The sequence below is a fragment of the Micromonospora sp. NPDC023814 genome (genome assembly GCF_040639595.1).
In the GTDB taxonomy this organism is placed as follows: domain Bacteria; phylum Actinomycetota; class Actinomycetes; order Mycobacteriales; family Micromonosporaceae; genus Micromonospora.
This window is the reverse complement of sequence record NZ_JBFAAF010000034.1, coordinates 62,170-77,722: the sequence shown is the minus strand read 5'-3', so window position 1 is coordinate 77,722 and position 15,553 is coordinate 62,170. Positions and strand designations below refer to the sequence as shown.

At 71.8% G+C, this 15,553-nt stretch carries 9 protein-coding genes and 1 pseudogene; 5 read left to right on the top strand and 5 right to left on the bottom strand.

The window, feature by feature from the left end; all coding sequences use genetic code 11:
* Positions 1-617: IS630 family transposase (locus AB0G14_RS19830; protein WP_357699333.1), on the bottom strand; the 617-nt coding region annotated here is incomplete at its 3' end.
* Positions 618-715: 98 nt separating this feature from the next.
* On the opposite strand from AB0G14_RS19830, the pseudogene AB0G14_RS19825 reads away from it, so the two are divergent.
* Positions 716-2,202: pseudogene (locus tag AB0G14_RS19825) on the top strand (right-handed parallel beta-helix repeat-containing protein).
* 13 nt (positions 2,203-2,215) lie between these two features.
* Here AB0G14_RS19825 and AB0G14_RS19820 read toward each other — a convergent pair.
* A complete protein-coding gene (locus AB0G14_RS19820; protein WP_357699343.1) occupies positions 2,216-2,398 on the bottom strand; it encodes a hypothetical protein in 183 nt (60 codons plus the stop codon).
* Between the two features lie 19 nt (positions 2,399-2,417).
* Here AB0G14_RS19820 and AB0G14_RS19815 point away from each other — a divergent pair, with 19 nt between their 5' ends.
* The 4 genes from AB0G14_RS19815 to pulA all read left to right on the top strand — a co-directional run bounded on the left by AB0G14_RS19815 (position 2,418) and on the right by pulA (position 9,942).
* Positions 2,418-3,086, top strand: a complete 669-nt coding sequence (locus AB0G14_RS19815) for a hypothetical protein (protein WP_357699331.1) — start codon at positions 2,418-2,420, stop codon at positions 3,084-3,086.
* 36 nt (positions 3,087-3,122) lie between these two features.
* Positions 3,123-3,512 (top strand): hypothetical protein, encoded by a 390-nt coding sequence (locus tag AB0G14_RS19810; protein WP_357699329.1) that lies wholly within the window; start codon positions 3,123-3,125, stop codon positions 3,510-3,512.
* An 83-nt stretch (positions 3,513-3,595) separates the two neighbouring features.
* Positions 3,596-4,291, top strand: coding sequence for a cellulose-binding protein (locus AB0G14_RS19805; protein WP_357699327.1), 696 nt, complete (start codon positions 3,596-3,598; stop codon positions 4,289-4,291).
* Positions 4,292-4,440: 149 nt separating this feature from the next.
* Positions 4,441-9,942 carry a pullulanase-type alpha-1,6-glucosidase gene (gene pulA, locus AB0G14_RS19800; RefSeq protein WP_357699325.1) on the top strand — a complete coding sequence of 1,834 codons (5,502 nt, stop codon included), beginning with the start codon at positions 4,441-4,443 and terminating at the stop codon, positions 9,940-9,942.
* A gap of 112 nt (positions 9,943-10,054) precedes the next feature.
* On the opposite strand, the gene AB0G14_RS19795 is transcribed toward pulA, so the two are convergent.
* The 3 genes from AB0G14_RS19795 to AB0G14_RS19785 form a co-directional block, all read right to left on the bottom strand.
* Positions 10,055-11,692, bottom strand: a complete 1,638-nt coding sequence (locus tag AB0G14_RS19795) for a hypothetical protein (RefSeq protein WP_357699323.1) — start codon at positions 11,690-11,692, stop codon at positions 10,055-10,057.
* 362 nt (positions 11,693-12,054) lie between these two features.
* On the bottom strand, positions 12,055-13,758 hold the full coding sequence (locus AB0G14_RS19790) for a right-handed parallel beta-helix repeat-containing protein (RefSeq protein WP_357699321.1): 1,704 nt from the start codon (positions 13,756-13,758) through the stop codon (positions 12,055-12,057).
* A gap of 297 nt (positions 13,759-14,055) precedes the next feature.
* A complete protein-coding gene (locus AB0G14_RS19785; RefSeq protein WP_357699319.1) occupies positions 14,056-15,537 on the bottom strand; it encodes an aminopeptidase P family protein in 1,482 nt (493 codons plus the stop codon).
* Positions 15,538-15,553: the final 16 nt, after the last annotated feature.

Sequence of the window (15,553 nt, the reverse complement as noted above, 5' to 3'; positions counted from 1 at the left end):
CGGCGCTCAGGCACACCGGGCATCATCGGCAGCATCGGCGCGGTGCGATCGAGGGCCTGCATCTGGGACTTCTCGTCGACCGCGAGGACCATTGCCTTGTCCGGCGGATCGAGGTACAACCCGACCACGTCACGGACCTTGTCGATGAACAACGGATCGGTGGACAGCTTCCAGGTGTCCACCAGGTGAGGCTTGAGCCCAAACGCCCGCCAGATCCGCGACACGGCCGTCTGGTTGAGCCCGGTCGCCTTCGCCATCGACCGAGTCGACCAATGGCTGTCCCGATCGGACGGCTTCTCCTCAAGGGTCTTGACGATGACCGCCTCGACCTGCGCGTCGGTGATCTTCCGCGGTGCGCCAGGACGAGCCTCGTCCTGCAACCCCGCCAGCCGCTGCGTGATGAACCGCTTGCGCCACTTACCGACCGTCGGTAGCGACGCCCCGAGTCGCCGCGAGACCTCGCTGTTGGACAAGCCATCCGCACACGCCAACACGATCCGCGCCCGCAACGCCAACGCCTGCGCCGTCTTCCCACGACGAGCCCAGCCCTGCAACACGTCCCGCTCCTCAGCGGTCAACGCCAGCAACGCCAACTTCGGACCACGACCATCACCCACGCCATCAATCTAGCAATGAATCAACGACTCGGGACACTAGCCGCCGGGAATGCGGCCTGCTCGGAGTGCACCCGCCGCACGCCGAGGAGGAGGGGTCGATGCCGCGCCGGAGCCTGTCCACCGCCGTCCCACAGCGGCTCACCCCGGTCGCCGGGGCGCCCCTGTGGTGCGACGCGCGCGAGTACGGGCTGCGCGGCGACGGCGTGACGAACGACCAGCCGGCGCTGTCCGCCCTGGTGGACCGCCTCGGCGAGGGGTACGCCGCCGACGGGCGGGCCCGGGTGATCTACTGCCCGCCGGGGATCTACTCGATCCGGGACGCGGGCACGGTGTGGCGCAGTGGTGTGTCGCTGATCGGCGCGGGCCCCGGAGCGACCCGGTTCCTGCTGAGCAACGAAGGGAACCGGGCGGAGCCGACGCCGCTGGCCTTCTGGACCACCGTGCAGCACGGCGCGAACCGCGACCGGCACATCGCCGACTGCACCTTCGCCGACTTCGAGATCGACGGCTCCGGGGTGGCGATGGTCGAGTACAGCTACCTCGCCAAGGGGCTCGGCCTCCAGTACGTCGTGCGCGGCGTCTTCCGCAACCTCTACATCCACCACACCGGGGCGACCGGCCTCGGCTGCGACTTCCTCCAGGACAGCCTCATCGACGGGGTGGTCGTGGTCGGCTGCGGTCGCCTGGACAACGGCGAGGAGATGGGCGGGGCCGGCATCGGCGTCGGCATCGGCGGGTGGGGCGAGGTGGAGCGGCTCACCATCGCCAACTGCACGACCGTCGGCAACGGCACCAACGGGATCTTCCTCGAACTGCAGAAGGACTACTGGACGCCGCCGCGCGGCTACCGCATCATCGGCTGCCACAGCCAGGCCAACCGCTTCGGCATCTCCGACTGGGGCGCCGACGGCCTGATCGTCTCCGCCTGCACCCTCTCACCGGCAACCTGGAAGCCGGCTTCGACGTCTCCGCCAACGGCACGGCGGGGGTCGCGGGCCGCGGCGGGATCCTCACCGACTGCGTCATCGACCGCAACGTCCGCGACGGGGTCAGCATCGGCAACACGCCGGGCCCGTACACGATCCGTGGGAACCGGATCAGCGCCAACGGAGGGTACGGCCACCACGAGCACGACCTCGGGCACGGCTACCGGGGCGCGGCGGCGGACGTGGTCGTCGACAGCAACGAGTTCTGGGACAACGGCCTGGACGCGATCCGGATCGACCGGCCGATGACCGACGCGGTGGTGGTGAACAACCGCATCCGCAGCAACGGTCGGCGGTGCGCCCCGGCCGCGGCCGGCGGGGGCGAGTCGGTGCGCTACCACGACCGGTCGGTGACCGACCAGACGGCGCACTGGCCGCGCGACGCGGCGGTCGACTCCGCCATGGTGCGGGGCAACCGCGTCTGGGACCACCGCGACGAGCAGACCCAGACCCACGCGTTCTGGATCACGCCCGACGGCAGTTGCGGGTCCTGCCGGATCGAGGACAACGACTTCGCCGGCAACGCGGTCGGGCCGGTGCGGCTCGACACCCCGCCGGTCGGCGGTCGCTGGGACCGCAACCACCACGACGAGAGCTGACGCCCGCCGGTCGTCAGCGCGCGTCGTCGGCGGGCGCCGTCGCCTCCGCGTGCCGGTCGCGCAGCCGGGCCCGGATCTCCTCCGGGGTGTACGCCCGGCGCCGCCGTTCCGCCCGCGCGATCACCACGCCGGTCGCCGCGACGCCGGCGAGACCCGCGAGCCCGAGCACCTTCCACCACCGCATCCGTTGCCGCATCGGCCTAGGGTAGACCCCCATGAGCATCAGCCTGGACGAGGCAGTGGAGCTGACCCGCACCGGCGACGTGTGGGTGTTCCGGGGCCGCAGCGTGCCGGACCGGGCCATCCAGTTGACCACCAACAGCCCGGTCAACCACGTCGGCATGGCGGTGGTGCTGGACGACATGCCGCCCCTGATGTGGCACGCGGAGCTGGGCAGGTCCCTGCCCGACATGTGGTCCGGCACCCACCAGCGCGGCGTGCAGTTGCACGACCTGCGGGACGCGGTCTGCGTCTGGGCCAACCGGTACGGCCAGCGCGCCTGGCTGCGCCAGCTCGACCCGCCGGCCGACGCGGAGATGGAGAACGCGGTGCTGCGCACCGTCGCCCGGCTCGACGGCACGCCGTTCCCCTCCACCGCCCAGCTCGCCTGGCGCTGGGTGCGTGGTCGGGTGCCGGCGATGCGGGTGCCGGCGCTGCCCGGGCGGGGCCGGGACCGTTCCGGGGCGTCGGTGCGCGACCGCGCGCTGGAGACGGCGTACTGCGCGGAGGTCGTCGCGGTGACCTACGAGGCGATGGGGCTGCTCCCCGCCGGGCGGCGCCCGAACTGGTACGACCCGGGCCGGTTCTGGAGCGGCGACGACCTCGGCCTGGCCGGCGACGCCCGGCTCGGCGCCGAGATCGAGGTGCGCGTCCCGCCGCGCTGAGGTTTGGCCCGGTGGCCGACAGGCAATGCTGTCCCCGTGAGAGCCTCCACCGATCTCGACACGCTGACCGACTTCTTCGACCGGTACGGCGTGGCGCTGACCACCGGCGACCTGCCCGCCATCGCCGGCTGTTACGCGCTGCCAGGGCTGGTGGTCGCCGACACGTACAGCTTCTCGTTCACCTCCCCGGCGGCGGTGGCACTGTCCTTCGTGGGCGCCGCCCCCGACTACCAGGAGCGCGAGCTGGTCGCCGCGCACGCGGCCATCGAGGACGTGCAGCCGATGTCGGCACTGCTGACGATGGTGGCCGTCGAGTGGGCGTTCCTGGACAGCCAGGGTCGAGCGGTGCCCGGCGAGCGTTACCGCTACCTGCTGCGCGCCACCGACGACGGCCCGGTCATCTGCACGGTCCTGCGCGCCGCCTGACCGCCCCGTCCGGCGGCGCGTTCCGGCCCCCACCTCCTTGCCAGCGACCGCTACGCTTTTTCGGACGACTGCTGGAGGAGGGCATGTCCGGCATGCGCCGAGCATCGAGCAAGTCCTACGGCACGGCCGTCATCGCGTCCTCGCCCTGGATCGTGGTGTCCGTCGGCGCCGGGGTGATGGTGGTGCTGTTGGTCATCGCGCTCGGCGCCTACCGGGGGCGCAGCCCCGCCTTCGACGCGCAGCCCGGCCCGCCCGAGCCGACCCTCGCCCTGCCCGACCAGTGGCCCTCGCCGAGCGGGCCGGCCACGGCCGCGTCGCCGTCGCGGCGGGCGTCGCCCGCGCCGTCCGGCCGCGTCACCAGCCGGTCCACTCCGGACCGGCCCACGCCGGCGCGTTCCAGCCGTACGCCGTCCCCGACCCCTGGCGGAGACGAGGACGCGGTGCTGCTGCTGCCGCCGACCGCGTCGCCGGTGAGCGGGCGGTACCGGGTGGTGGACGAGTCCCACGGCGGGTTCGTCGGCGAGGTGCTGGTCAGCAACGCCTCCCGGGACGGCCGGGCGTGGACGGTCCGGCTCGCCTTCCCGGGCGGTCGGCTGGGCAGCGCGTGGATCGAGGGCGCGCCACAGGGGACGGCCACCCGGACCGACGACGGCTTCACCTACCGCAGCGGCCAGGACCTGGCCGGGGGAGCGTCGGTGGCGCTGCGGTTCTACGTCCAGCGCGCGGACAGCCGCCCGGCAAGCTGCACCGTCGACCGCGTCGCCTGCCACGGGCTGTAGCGCACCGGTTTCGCAGGGCCCGGCGCGAACGCGCCGGGCCCTGCTTTTGCAAGCGCACTGCTTTGTTGCGACTCTGTTTGCAAGGTATTGCAGAATGTTTCGGCAAGGGCTAGCGTGCGGGCCAATCAGCGACCAGAGGAAGGCCGTCGATGAAACCCCCGCCGATACCGCGCAAGGCCCTGCTCGTCCTCGTCTCCCTGCTCACCCTCACCCTCGTGGGCACCCCGGTCGCCGTACACCAGCTCGGCGCCGATGCCACCGACGGCACGGACGGCACCGGCCCGCTCGCCGCGGCCGGGGCCACCCAGTGGCGTGCCGAGCCCCCGGCGGAGGCGCTGCTGGCGGCCGGCAGCAACCAGGCCCGTGCCGAGCAGTTCTACTTCGTCCTGCCGGACCGGTTCGCCAACGGCGACCCGCGCAACGACGCCGGCGGCCCCACCGGGGAACGGCTCTCCACGGGGCTGGACCCGAAGGACAAGGGCTTCTACCACGGCGGCGACCTCAGGGGCGTCACGGACCGGCTCGACTACATCCAGGGGCTGGGCACGACGGCCATCTGGCTCGCCCCGATCTTCAAGAACCGTCCCGTGCAGGGCACCGGGTCCGACGTCTCGGCCGGCTACCACGGCTACTGGATCACCGACTTCACCCAGGTCGACCCGCACTTCGGCACCAGGGACGACCTGAAGCGGCTGGTGAGGCTCGCCCACCAGCGGGGGATCAAGGTCTACCTCGACGTCATCGTCAACCACACCGCCGACGTCATCAAGTACGCCGAGGACAAGTACACCTACGTGGACAAGGCGACCTCCCCCTACACCGACGCACAGGGGCGGGCCTTCGAGGACCGCAACTACGCCGACGGCAGCCGGGACTTCCCGAAGGTCGACACCACGTCGTTCCCGTACACCCCGACGTTCGACACCCCGGCCGACGCGAAGGTCAAGGTCCCGGCGTGGCTGAACGACCCGACGATGTACCACAACCGGGGTGACTCCACCTTCGCCGGGGAGAACAGCGAGTACGGCGACTTCTTCGGGCTCGACGACCTGTGGACCGAGCGCCCCGAGGTGGTGCGCGGGCTCACGAAGGTCTACTCCGAGTGGGTGGAGTCCACCGGTGTCGACGGCTTCCGGCTGGACACCGTGAAGCACGCCAACCTCGACTTCTGGCCGCAGTTCAGCCAGGGTATCGAGCGCGCCGCGGACCGCGCGGGCAAGAGGGACTTCTTCATGTTCGGCGAGGTCTACAGCGCCGACCCGGAGGTCACCTCGACGTACGTGCGGCGCGGTGGCCTGCCGGCCACCCTCGACTTCGCCTTCCAGGAAGCGGCGCGCGGCTACACCGCCGGCGACGGCTCCGCCAGGGCCCTCGCCGACGTGTACGCCCGCGACGACCTCTACCGCTCCCGGGACACCGACGCGCGGCGGCTGACCACCTTCCTCGGCAACCACGACATGGGCCGGATCGGCTCGTTCATCGCCGGTGGCGGCACCGACCCGGCCAGCCACCTGCGCCGCGACCGGCTCGCCCACGAGCTGATGTTCCTCACCCGGGGCCAGCCGGTGGTCTACTCCGGCGACGAGCAGGGCTTCACCGGCCCGGGCGGCGACAAGGACGCCCGGCAGGACATGTTCGCCTCCCGCACGCCCGACTACCTCGACGACGACCTGCTCGGCACCGACCGGACGCACGCGGTCGACCAGTTCGACCCGACGCACCCGCTCTACCGGGCCATCGCCGAGCTGGGCGCGCTGCGCCAGGCGCACCCGGCCCTGCGCGACGGCGTCCAGGTCACCCGGTACGCCGCCGACGGCCCCGGCGTCTTCGCGTTCTCCCGGATCGACCCGAAGCAGCGCACCGAGTACGTCGTCGCGGTGAACAACGCCGCGACCGCGCAGACTGTCACCGTGGACACCTGGTCGGCCGGCGCCACCTTCGCCGGCGTCTACGGCGGCTCGGCCGCCCCGGCCGCCGCCGACGACGGCAGGCTCACCCTGACCGTGCCGCCGCTGTCGGCGGTGGTGCACCGGGCCGGCACCCCGATCGCGCTGCCCGACGCCGCGCCGAAGATCACGATCACCGCTCCGGCGCCCGGCGAGCCCGTCGCCACGAAGGCCGCCGTCACCGCCCAGGTCACCGGCGACCCGCTGGCCGCCGTCACCGTCGCCGCCCGGGTCGCCGGCGGGAAGTGGACCCTGCTCGGCAGCGCCGACCGGGCCCCGTACACCGTCCACCACGACCTGACCGGGCTGGCCGGCGGTACGACCGTCGAGTACAAGGCCGTCGTGCGCGACGGCAGGGGCCGGACCGCCACGGCCCGGTCCACGGCCACCGTCGGCACCCCGGCCCAGTCCGCCTCCCGGGACTGGGCGGTGGTGCACTACCAGCGCCCGGCCGGCGGCTACGACGACTGGGGGCTCTACGCCTGGGGCGACATCGACCCCGCGTACGCCACCGAGTGGCCCAAGGGACAGCCGTTCGCCGGCGAGGATTCCTACGGCCGGTTCGCCTGGGTGAAGCTCAAGCCGGGCGCCAAGTCGGTCGGCTTCCTGGTGGTCGACAGGAACGGGAACAAGGACGTCGGCCAGGACCGCACCATGGACGTGACGCAGACCGGCGAGATCTGGGTCAAGCAGGGCGACCCGGCGATCTATCCGACCCGGCAGGCCGCCACCGGCGAGCCCGATCCGCCGGTCGAGGAGGGCACCGCCGTCATCCACTACCGCCGCGCCGACGGCAACTACGACGGCTGGGGCCTGCACCTCTGGGACGGCGCCGCCAACCCGACCGACTGGGCCAAGCCGATGGCACCCACCAGCGTCGACGCCTTCGGCGCGGTGTTCCGGGTGCCCCTCGCAGCCGGAGCCACCGGGCTGAGCTACATCATCCACTCCGGGGACGAGAAGGACCTGCCGGAGGACCAGCGGCTCGACTTCGCCACCGCCGGCCGCGAGGTGTGGCTGCTCGCCTCCACACCCGGGCGGCTGCTGCCGTCCACCGCGTCCGGCACCGCCCGGGACGTCGACATCACCAGGCAGAAGGCGCACTGGATCGACCGCTCGACCGTCGCCTGGCAGACCGGGCCCACCGACGGCAGGACATACGCCCTGGTCGCCGCCCCAGCCGGCGGGGTCGCCGTCGCCGACGGCGAGCTGACCGGCACGTACACCACGCTGCCGTTGACGGCGCAGCGCAACGGCCTCACCGATGCCCAGCGCGCGGCCTTCCCGCATCTGTGGGCGTACCGGACCTTCGCCCTGGACCGGCGGGACCTGGCCAAGGTTCCCGCGGCCCTGCGCGGGCAGCTCCTGGTGACCGAGCGGGACGCGGAGGGCAACCTGCTCGCCGCGACCGGCGTGCAGATCCCCGGGGTGCTCGACGACGTCTACGCCCGGGCCACCGACGCGAAGCTCGGGCCGACCTTCTCCGGCAGGGTGCCGACGCTCGCGGTCTGGGCGCCGACGGCGCGGCAGGTGTCGCTCCAGCTCTTCGACTCGCCGACCGGGCAGCCGAAGGCGGTGGCGATGCGCCGCGACGACCGCACCGGCGTCTGGTCGGTGCGCGGCGCCCGCGACTGGCACGGCAAGTACTACCGCTACCAGGTGCAGGCCTGGCAGCCCGCGACGCAGCAGATGGTCACCGCCGCGGTGACCGACCCGTACTCGCTGGCGCTGGCGCCGAACTCCACGCACAGCCAGATCGTGGACCTGGCCGACCCGGCGCTCGCGCCGGCCGGCTGGGCGACGCTGCACAAGCCGGCGGCCGTGCCGTCGACGAAGGTGCAGATCTCCGAGCTGTCCGTGCGGGACTTCTCCGTCGCCGACACCACCGTGCCGGCCGAACGACGGGGCACCTACCTCGCCTTCACCGACCCCCGGACCGCCGGCATGACGCACCTCAAGGCGCTCGGCGACGCCGGGGTGACGCACCTGCACCTGCTGCCCGCGTTCGACTTCGCGACCATCCCCGAGCGCCGCGCCGACCAGCGGCAGCCCGGCTGCGACCTGGCCGCGCTGCCGCCGGACTCCGAGGAGCAGCAGCAGTGCGTCGCGGCGGTGGCGGACACCGACGGCTACAACTGGGGGTACGACCCGCTGCACTACACCGTGCCGGAGGGCGGCTACGCCGTGGACCCGGCGGGGGCGAAGCGCACCACGGAGTTCCGGCAGATGGTGGCCGGGGTCAACGGCGCCGGGCTGCGCGTGGTGATGGACGTCGTCTACAACCACACGTCGGCGGCGGGCGCCGACCCGAAGTCGGTGCTCGACCAGGTCGTGCCCGGCTACTACCACCGGCTGCTGGAGGACGGCAGCGTCGCCAACTCGACCTGCTGCGCCAACACCGCCCCGGAGCACGCCATGATGGGCAAGCTCGTGGTGGACTCGCTGGTCACCTGGGCCAGGGCGTACAAGGTGGACGGCTTCCGGTTCGACCTGATGGGCCACCACCCGAAGGCGAACATCCTGGCCGTGCGGAAGGCGCTCGACGAGCTGACCGTGGCCCGCGACGGCGTGGACGGGAAGAAGATCCTGCTCTACGGCGAGGGCTGGAACTTCGGCGAGGTCGCCGGCGACGCCCGGTTCGTGCAGGCCACCCAGGCCAACATGGCCGGCACCGGGATCGGCACCTTCAACGACCGGCTCCGCGACGCGGTGCGCGGCGGCGGGCCGTTCGACGCCAACCCGCGGGTGCAGGGCTTCGCCTCCGGCCTGTTCACCGACCCCAACGGTGATCCGGTGAACGGGTCCGCGGCCGAGCAGCGGGCCCGCCTGCTGCACCAGCACGACCTGATCAAGGTGGGGCTCACCGGCAACCTGCGCGGCTACCGGTTCACCGACTCCGCCGGCCGGCAGGTCACCGGCGGCCAGGTCGACTACAACGGCTCGCCCGCCGGCTACACCGCCGCGCCCGGGGAGGCGGTCACCTACGTCGACGCGCACGACAACGAGATCCTGTACGACGCGCTGGCGTACAAGCTGCCGCAGGACACCCCGGCGGCGGACCGGGCCCGGATGCAGGTGCTGGCGCTGAGCACCGTGGTGATGGGGCAGGGTCCCGGGTTCGTCACCACCGGCACCGAGCGGCTGCGCTCGAAGTCGCTGGACCGCAACTCGTACAACTCGGGTGACTGGTTCAACCAGATCCGCTGGGACTGCGCCCAGGGCAACGGGTTCGGCGCCGGGCTGCCGCCCGCGCAGGACAACCGGGACAAGTGGCCGTACGCCAAGCCGCTGCTGGCCGATCCGGCCCTGGTGCCGGACTGCGCGGCGATCACCATGACCGACGCCCGGTACGCCGAGCTGCTGAGGATCCGGGCCTCCTCGCCGGTCTTCGGGCTGGCCACGGCGGAGCAGGTGCAGAAGCGGGTCGCCTTCCCGCTCTCCGGCGCGGCCGAGACGCCCGGCGTGCTCACCATGACGCTCGACGGCCGCGGCCTCGACGGGCGCTGGAAGTCGGTGACGGTGGTCTTCAACGCCACCGCGGAGGCGGCGACGCAGCAGCTGACCGGGCTGCGTGGGGCGGACGTGGCGCTGCACCCGGTGCTGCGGACCTCGGCGGACGAGGCGCTGCGCACGGCCTCGTTCGACCGGGCGAGCGGCACGTTCACGGTGCCGGCCCGCAGTGTGGCGGTGTTCGTGCAGAGCTGACGCGCGACGCGAACCGGCCCCCTCCCGCGAGTGCGGGAGGGGGCCGGTTCGGTGTTCGTCCGGTCCGTGCGGCCGGTGCCGGTGGCGCCGGCCGCACGTCAACCGAAGGTGATCAGCCGAAGCAGTTCTCCACCGGAGTGGGGCTGCCCTCGCAGTTGGTCGGCTTGTTGCCCCTGATCGCCGACTTGTCGTCCACGTCGACGTCGCCCTGGTAGTTGAAGATGCCGCCCGGCTTCAAGGTGGAGAAGTTGTCCGCCACCTTCGTGTCGTGCAGGTTGACCTCGCCGCGGACGTTGAAGATGCCGCCGGCGATGCCGATCGGGCCGACGGCCCGGTTCCGGACGATCGCACTGTCGCGGAACGTGACCTGGCTGAACAGGTTGAACACGCCGCCACCGAAGAACCCGGCGACGTTCTCCGCGATCTCGCTCTTCTCGACCGTGGCGTTGGTGCCGAAGCCGAGCGCGAGGCCGCCGCCCACGCCGACGGTGGTGTTCTTGGCGACCAGGACGTGCTTCAGGTCGAGCTGGCTCTCGGCCGTCGCGATGCCGCCACCCGCGACCCCCGCGAAGTTGTCGGTGATCCTGGAGTCGTTGACGGTGGTGTCGCCCTCGATGTCGAGCAGGCCGCCGCCGAAGCCGAGCGTCTCGTTGCGGCTGATCTCGCTCTTGTCGACCCAGACGGTGCCGCCGTCGATGTCGTCGTGCCGGTGCAACTCCGGGGCGCCGTTGGCGATGCCGCCGCCGCCGATGATGGCCTGGTTGTGCGTCACCTTGGACTCTTCGACCTTGAGCAGGCCGGCGTTGAAGATGCCGCCGCCGAAGAGGAAGGCGGTGTTGTCCTCGACGGTCGTGTGGCGCAGGTTGGCCTTGCCGTAGTTGGCGATGCCGCCACCGTTGCCACCCGACTGGTTGCCCACGACGTGGGTCTTCTCAAGGTCGGCCTTGCCGCCTGGCTGCACCAGGATGCCGGCCCCGTCGTGCGTCTGCTTCTTCTTCTGCTTCTCCTCGGCGGCGGCCTCGGCGCCGGGCGCGGCGTTGGCGTTCGCCGCCGCCGCGCCCTTGGGTGCGGCCTGGAGCAGCTCCAGGTACGGCTTGCCGGCCTGGGCCGCGGCGGCCGCCTCGACCGAGTTGGCGTACCGCGACCACACCGCCTCCGGCGTCATCCGCGGCTCCTTCTTGCGCTCGACGGTCTGGCCGTTCTTGATGGTCAGGCCCTTGAGCGTCAGGTCGCCGCCGCTGCCGACGTTGAAGATCCGGAACTGCTCGGCGGTGGCGTCCCGTTCGATCTTGGTGTTGTGACCCTTGAGCGTGATCTTCTCCTTGATCACGGGCAGGCCGTTGCCGTGATTGTCCGAGCGGGTCAGCTTGTAGGTGCAGTCCTTGGCGAGCTTGAACTCGCCGCCGTGGTTGTTGTTGGCGAAGATGATCGCCTGGATCAGCCTGTCGGAGTCGCAGGGCACCTCCCTCCCGCGGTCCTTGTGGTCCCGGTCCTTGTCGTGCCGGTCCCGGTCCTCCTTGCCCTCGCGACCCTGGTCGCCCTCGCGGCCCTGGTCGCCGTCCTTGGTGACCTGGGCGGTGGACCAGTTCAGGGCGTCCGCGCCGACGGCGCCGGCGCCGGTGGCCACACCCACGGCGGCAATGCTGACCACGCCGGTCAACCCGGCCACACCGCTGGCGAGCCAGAGCTTGCGGCGACGCTTCTGCGCCGCCGGCTGCTCGGAGTCGTTGTTCGTTAGGTAGTTGGACATCGGAGCTCTCTGCCCTCTCCTAGTACCAGACAGGGTCGCGGCGCCACAGGCGAGCGTCCCCTGCTACAAATCGGTTGTAGCTCCCGAACCAGACAGTATGAGAATCTTCCTCACCTCGAAGGCATATCCGAAAGAACCCCACATTCGGTACGGGTCCCTCGTGCCCGGTCTGGATGGCCTGGGCGGGCCGATCGGTCGCACTGGTGCCGGTAGGTGAGGCGCTCGGCTACGGTACGTAGTCGGCGCAGACCGTCCAGATCGGCGCGGGAACGGTCAAGAGGCCCAGGCGGATGGCGAGGGCCCCTCCGGGCCGCCGGGGCGGCGCGGAGGAGCCCTCGCTATGTGGTGGTGCTGTCCGGTGTTCAGCCGAAGCAGCGGTCCGGGATGACCGGGCTGCCCTGGCAGTTCGTCGGCCGGTTGTCGGTGACGGCCGACTTCCGGTCGATGAAGACGCGGTTGTTGTTGGTCCAGACGCCGCCCGGCGGCTCGGTGGCGACGTTGTGCGCCACCTTCGTCCCGACCAGTCTCGTCGTGCCGAAGTCGTTCACGATGCCGCCGCCCACCGCGCCCGGGCTGACCGCCTGGTTCGCCACGACCTCGGTGTCCCGCAGGGTGGTGGTGCCGAAGTCGTCGGTGTAGACGCCACCGCCACCAAACCCCTCGGCGACGTTCTCCTTGATCGCGCTGTACTCGATCACGGCGTGGGAGTCCCTGCCGACCCCGACGCCACCGCCTTCGCCCTCGGTGTGGTTCTTTGCCACCACGACGTGTTCCAGGCTCAGCCGGCTGTCGTGGAGGGCGATCACGCCACCGACGTCCGTACGGCCGACGTTGTCGGTGATGTGGCTCTGCGTGATCGTGGTCTCGCCGTCGTTGTCGAAGACGCCCCCGCCGAGGCCGGCGGTCCGGTTGTGGCTGATCGTGCTCTTCCACACCCAGACGGTGCCGCCGCCGGCCGTGTCGCCGCTCGCACTCGTGCCGTTGGCGATGCCACCGCCGCCCAGCCCGGCGCTGTCGTACGTCACCTTCGACTCCTCGACCCGCAGCACCCCGACGTTGAAGATGCCGCCGCCGAAGCCGTCGGCGCTGTTGTTCTCCACCGAGGTGTGGCGGACGTTCGTGGTGCCGAGGTTGGCGATCCCCCCGCCGTTCCCGCCCGCCTGGTTCTGCACGAACGTGCTGTGCTCGATGTCGGCATGGCCGCCTCGCTGGACGAGGAGGCCCGCTCCGTCGGCGCTGACCACACCGGGCGCGGCCGTCGCCGTGCCGTCGGGCTGCGCCTCCGCCGTGGCCGGCTCGGCGAGAGTGGCCGGCTTCCCCGGTGCGGCTGCCGACGGCGTGGGTGCCGCCATGGCCGGTCGGGCCGGGGTCGCGGCGGCGGTGGTCGAGCCCGACAGCCCGAACGTCGCCCCGGGCGGTGGCGCCGGCGAAGAGACCATCTTGCGGGCGACGGTCTGCCCGCCCTTGATGGTCACGTTCTTCAGCGTCAGGTGACCGCTGCTGCCGACGTTCAGGATCCGGAAGCGCTCGGTGGCGGCGGCCCGGACGATCTTGGTGTCGTCGCCCTTGAGGACGATCGGCTCCTTGATCACCGGCAGGCCGTTGCCGTGCTCGCTGCGGGTCAGCTCGTAGGTGCAGTGCTTGGCGAGCTTCAGCGTCGCGCCGTGGTTCTTGTTCGCGTCCGTGATCGCCTGGATGAGCCTGTCGGTGTCGCAGGGCACCTCCTTCTCCCGGTCGTCGTGCTTCCGGTTGCCCTGTTTCCGGTCGCCCTGGCCGCTCCAGTCGCCACCGGACCAGTCGTCCTCGCCCTGGCCGGTCTTCTCGCCGCCGGCCTTGTCGGCCTTGCCGGCGTCGCTGACGTTCTGCCTGGGTGCCGTCGACCGCGCGTCGGAGAGCCGGTCGGCGTCGCCGGACTTGTCGTCACTGGAGGCCAGGCCACCCAGCGCCGCCAGGCCGACGACGCCGGTGAGCCCGGCCACGCCGGCGGCAACCCAGAGTTTGCGCCGCTCCCGCGTCGGTGTGCCCGCGGGCGGGCCACCGTCAGGTGTCGTTACGTCATCGGACATCAGAGCCTTCCGCCCTTTCCTGCTACCAAGGGGGCCGCACCGCCCGAAGCGGAGCGACCAGCTACAAATGGGTTGCAGCCTCTGATGACCACCGTATGAGAAGGATCCTCGCGACAAGGACGTATCTGAAAAAAGCCCACATTCGCCTCGGATCCGGCAGGGAACGGGGGCAACCGGGTGGCCGGGTGAATTGGGCTCTGACCAGGGCGAAGAACGACGGGCCCCGCCCACCGGAACAGCGACGCCGAAACGTCGCGTGCCGGCGGGCGGGGCCCGTCGTGTGGTCGTACCCTCGGATCAGCCCGGCAGGCGCGGCCCCGCCTCGCGCTGCTCGGCCAGCCAGGTCTCCACCTCGTCGGCCCGGCGCGGCAGCCCGGCGGAGAGGTTGACCGCGCCGGTGGCGGTGACCAGGATGTCGTCCTCGATCCGCACGCCGATGCCGCGCAGCTCCTCGGGGACCAGCTCGTCCTCCGGCTGGAAGTAGAGCCCCGGCTCGACGGTGAGCACGTAGCCCTCGCCCAGGACGCCGTCCCGGTACTTCTCCTTGCGGGCGTCGGAGCAGTCGTGCACGTCGATGCCGAGCATGTGGCCGAAACCGTGCAGCGTCCAGCGCCGGTAGATCGTCGACTTCTCGTCCATCGCCTCGTCCACGCTCACCGGGAGCAGGCCCAGGTCGGCCAGGCCCTCGGTGAGGGCCCGCATGCAGGTCAGGTGCACGTCGCGGAACCTGACCCCCGGCCTGATCACGTCGATGCCGGCCTGCTGCGCGGTGTGCACCACGTCGTAGACCTGGCGCTGCAACGGGGTGAACCGGCCGTTGACCGGCAGCACCCGCGTCACGTCGGCGGTGTAGAGGTTGCGGTTCTCCACGCCCATGTCCATCAGCAGCAGCTCACCCGGGCGGGTGGCGCCGTTGTTGTGCACCCAGTGCAGGATCGTCGCGTGCTCGCCCGCGCCGACGATCGAGCCGTAGCCGACGTCGTTGCCGTCGTGCCGGGCGCGCAGGGCGAAGACCCCCTCCAGCAGACGCTCGGAGACACCCCGGTCCGCCGGCAGCACCCGGGCCACGTCCTCGAAGCCCCGCACCGTGGCGTCGATCGCGTCCTGGAGCTGGGCGATCTCCCACTCGTCCTTGACCAGCTTGTGCTCCGCGATCGTGACCGCCAGCTCCCAGTCGCGCGCCGGCTGGCCCTCCGCGCGGGGGCCGTCGTACGGGCGTACGGCCGCGTCCACCCGCGCGTCGAAGCCGCGCAGCACGCGGGTACGCCCCGGCGCCAGGTCGGCCAGCGCCGCGTCCAGCTCGGTCAGGTCGGCGGTCGGCAGACCCAGCTCGGTCGACTTCTCCGTCAGCGTGTGCCGCCGGCCGACCCACAGCTCGCCGTGCCGGCTGCGGAAGAACTCGTCGTTCTGCCGGGACGACCGGGGACGCATGTACAGCGTGGCGTCGTGGCCGGACCCGTTCGGCCGCAGCACGAGCACGCTGTCCGGATCGTGGTCGCCCGTCAGGTAGGCGAAGTCGCTGCCCGGCCGGAACGGGTAGGTGGTGTCGTTGGCGCGTACCTTCTCGCCACCGGTCGGGATCACCAGGGTCTCGCCCGGGAAGGCCGCCGAGAGCGCGGCACGGCGCTTGGCGTAGTTCGGCACCTCCGGCCGCGGGCCGACCGGCAGCGTGGTGTCGTGCCAGCCCCGCCGCATGAACTCCAGGAACGCCTCCGGGAACTCCGGGTCGTGCGACTCGGTGCCGTCCGCCGGCTTGTTGTCGGTGCGTTCCTCGGTCATGCTCCGCTCCCTCCGC